Origin of the sequence: Lawsonibacter sp., assembly GCF_022777125.1 — a bacterium.
Taxonomy (GTDB): Bacteria; Bacillota; Clostridia; order Oscillospirales; family Oscillospiraceae; genus Lawsonibacter_A; species Lawsonibacter_A hominis.
The window spans coordinates 1-2,514 of sequence record NZ_JALFGV010000109.1; the positions used below are offsets into that span (position 1 = coordinate 1).

The 2,514-nt window shown below is 60.3% G+C and carries 2 protein-coding genes; both read right to left on the reverse strand.

The features are described 5' to 3' along the window. Positions 1-1,672 (reverse strand): FAD-dependent oxidoreductase (locus MR825_RS09475; protein WP_287880397.1); only part of this gene is annotated, 1,672 nt, incomplete at its 3' end. 297 nt (positions 1,673-1,969) lie between these two features. Then, positions 1,970-2,092 (reverse strand): rubredoxin-like domain-containing protein, encoded by a 123-nt coding sequence (locus MR825_RS09480; protein WP_287880399.1) that lies wholly within the window; start codon positions 2,090-2,092, stop codon positions 1,970-1,972. Between the last annotated feature and the right edge of the window lie 422 nt (positions 2,093-2,514).

Consider the following 2,514-nt stretch of genomic DNA (forward strand, 5'->3'; position numbering starts at 1 on the left):
GGAATGCGCACTCTGCGGCGCAGCGCTCTTTGGCGATCACCTCATAAAGCCGGTAGCCGCCGGCGAGGTGGCAGCAGTCCACGCCGTGCTGAGCCAAGATGCGGCAGGCCAGATAGCTTCGCAGGCCGCTTTGGCAGACCACATAGACCGGCTTGTCCCGCTCCAGCTCCTCCAGATGCTCCCGCAGCTCGTCCAATGGGAGATTGCGGAACCCCTCCAGGTGCCCACGGGCATATTCCGCCGGCGTCCGGGCGTCCAGCAGGATTGCCGAACCGTCCCGGGGGAGCGCGTCCGCTTCCTCCCAGTGGAACTGTTTGACGTTTCCCTGCGCAATGTTTTCGATCATAAAGCCGGCCATGTTCACCGGGTCCTTTGCCGAGGAATAGGGCGGCGCGTAAGCAAGATCCAGCTCCTTCAGCTGCACCCCATTCAGCCCGGCATACAGAGCGGACGCCAGCACGTCGATCCGCTTATCCACCCCCTCATAGCCCACGATCTGCGCGCCCAGCAGCCTGCAGCTTCCTTTCTCAAAAACCACCTTCATGGTCATGAGTCTGCCGCCCGGATAGTACGCGGCGTGGCTGGCCGGGGAGAGATAGATCTTATCGCAGTCGATCCCGGCCTTTTTCGCCGTGCGCTCGTTGATGCCGGTGGTGGCCACCGTCATATCGAACACCTTGATGACCGAGGAGCCCTGGGAGCCGCCGTAAACGCTGTGCCCGCCGCAGATATTGTCCGCGGCGATGCGTCCCTGCTTGTTGGCCGGGCCCGCCAGGGAGATCAGCGTCTGTTCCCCGGTGACGCAGTGCTTAACCTCTACCGCGTCGCCCACGGCATAGATGTCCGGCTCAGAGGTCTCCATCCGGTCGTTCACCACGATGCTGTCCTTGACGCCCAGCTCCAGGCCCGCTTCCTTGGCAATGCGGGTATCCGGAGTAACGCCGATGGCCAAGATCACCAGATCGGCCTTCAGCGCCGCTTCTCCCTTGAGCAGTACCTTCACGCCGTTACGATCCGCCTCGAATCCCGCGACGGAATGGCCCAGCATCAGCTTAACGCCCTCCTGCCGCATCTTGGCGTGGACAAAGGCCGCCATATCATAGTCCAGGGGGTTGAGCAGCTGCTGGGGCCGCTGAACGATGGTCACGTCCATTCCAAGCCCGCGCAGGTTTTCCGCCAGCTCCAGGCCGATATATCCGCCGCCCGCCAGGACTGCGGAGCGGGGCTTCTCCCGCTCCACGAACGCCCGGATGCGCAGAGTGTCCTCCACGGTCCGCAGCGTAAAGAGCCTGTCCAGTCCCACACCGGGCAGCTCCGGCTGGGTGGGGCGGGCCCCGGGCGACAGGAGGAGCTTATCATAGCGTTCTTCAAAAACTCTTCCGGTCTCCAGATCACGCACCGCAACGCTCTTTCGCTGCGGATGCAGCGCGGTCACCTCATGCCGTACCCGCATGTCGACCCGGAACCGCTGCCAAAAGCGCTCCGGCGTCTGGAGCGTCAGCTCCTCCGGGTCCGTTATGACGCCGCCGATGTAGTAGGGCAGGCCGCAGTTGGCATAGGAAACGAAGCCAGAGCGCTCAAAAACAACGATCTGCGCGTTCTCATCCAATCTGCGGATACGGGCTGCGGCCGTCGCTCCTCCGGCAACCCCGCCAACAATGACAACCTTCATTCTCGTTTCCTTTCTTCGGCAACGCTTCCTTCTCACCGAATTTTATTGATCGCTTTCCGCCCCGCGTCCCGGGCCGCTTGTTCCGCGGAATGCGGAAACCGCCGGTCCGGCCGCGCCCAACCGTACCGTAATCTTACGTTATTTCCCCGGAAAACCGAACTTCACCGTCCGCTTTTCGGGGGACCGCGGCGGACTTGAAGCAGAGGGTCTCCGCTCCTGCCCCGCAGCCAATCCGGGGGCTCCGGAACGCCGGTCATACCGTCCGTGGCATCCGGCAGCGGCGCTGTTCCCGCCCCATCAATAATTTTCTTTGTGCGGCTCAAAGTAGCTCTGCGGGTGTTTGCATACGGGGCAGACAAAATCGGCTGGCAGGGGGCCTTCGTGGATGTAACCACAGACAGAGCAGTTCCATTTTTCCATGTTCCTTTCCTCCTTATTATGAGTTTTATGATCTGAAACTGGATACTTGCTGTCTTGAAACGCATGTGACCACCCTATTGCACCGGAAGGTGCGTCCCTCGGGCCTGCCGCCGCAGGGGCTAACTGAATTATAGCCCCTCCTTTTTGAACAATCAACCGCAAGTGGTACTTTTCTCCGAACTTCCTTTAATTTGGTCTTCTTTGCAGTGTTTTCTGTGGATGGGCGGGCTCTGCGCCGGTCACGGCGGCGCTGCAATATAGACAAAGCGCCAGGGAAACGTACTGAACCGCCCCCGATTGTGCGGACAGCACAAAAACGCCCCTAATATAGGACTATGAGATTTTCAAGCAGCAAACTGGCGGCGCAATTCCAGAGGCGTCAGTTTTGTTTTTGATTGAATGCGCTGGTGATTGTAAAAGAA

What these genes read in the sequence shown, in the direction of transcription:
- MR825_RS09480 (WP_287880399.1), bottom strand. Translation starts at nt 2,092, where the DNA reads ATGGAAAAATGGAACTGCTCTGTCTGTGGTTACATCCACGAAGGCCCC.